The organism is Neisseria sp. P0018.S001 (assembly GCF_051957355.1).
Taxonomy (GTDB): Bacteria; Pseudomonadota; Gammaproteobacteria; order Burkholderiales; family Neisseriaceae; genus Neisseria; species Neisseria subflava_A.
Window position 1 is genome coordinate 1 of the sequence record NZ_JBQCWN010000042.1, and the last position, 688, is coordinate 688.

General features: G+C 36.9%; 1 protein-coding gene and 2 pseudogenes. All 3 read left to right on the top strand.

The features are described from left to right. Positions 1 to 113: 113 nt before the first annotated feature. A pseudogene (locus ACTHTJ_RS10705) lies at positions 114 to 215 on the top strand (HNH endonuclease); the annotation flags it as partial. A 2-nt stretch (positions 216 to 217) separates the two neighbouring features. Further along, on the top strand, positions 218 to 604 hold the full coding sequence (locus ACTHTJ_RS10710; RefSeq protein WP_002245502.1) for a hypothetical protein: 387 nt from the start codon (positions 218 to 220) through the stop codon (positions 602 to 604). A 35-nt stretch (positions 605 to 639) separates the two neighbouring features. Continuing rightward, positions 640 to 688: pseudogene (locus ACTHTJ_RS10715) on the top strand (HNH endonuclease); the annotation flags it as partial.

Sequence of the window (688 nt, forward strand, 5' to 3'; positions counted from 1 at the left end):
GCCTTAAAGAAACATCCTGAAATTTATCAGAGGTTTCAGCATTTCTTTCCATTTGTAGAACTGCCTCCGCTTTAGAGGGTAATGAGGTCGTCTGAAAAACATCAGACGACCTTTGGCATCATCATCAGGATACCGGACGTATGCAGCTTGTACCTGAATGGGAACATTCTAAAACCGGTCACATAGGAGGGACGGTAATGGATAAAGGTAAATGATTATGTGGAAAATTTATAAAGAAAATAGCACCGACTTAAATTTTGCCATAGGCAGTATATATTGCCAAGCAATCAATCTTACCGAATTTAAAATGTGGGTCGAAAAAATCATAAGGGAAGTAGATTTAGATGAAATTCCAAATTATTTTTTTGATTTGATAGATTTTCAATCACTATACGATCTGATTGATATTATAGGATTTGTTCCCGAAAATAACTTATCAAAAAATCAGGATAATGCCTTGACCGGCATTGCCTTCTTAAGGGGTATAGATGTCTATGATCCGCCTATCTCAAAAGAAAAAGCGTTAAAAGCCTTAGAAAAACATCCTGAAATTTATCAGAAGTTTCAGCATTTCTTTCCATTTGTAGAACTGCCTCCGCTTTAGAGGGTAATGAGGTCGTCTGAAAAACATCAGACGACCTTTGGCATCATCATCAAGATACAGGAAGGATGCAATTGATTGGTGAAG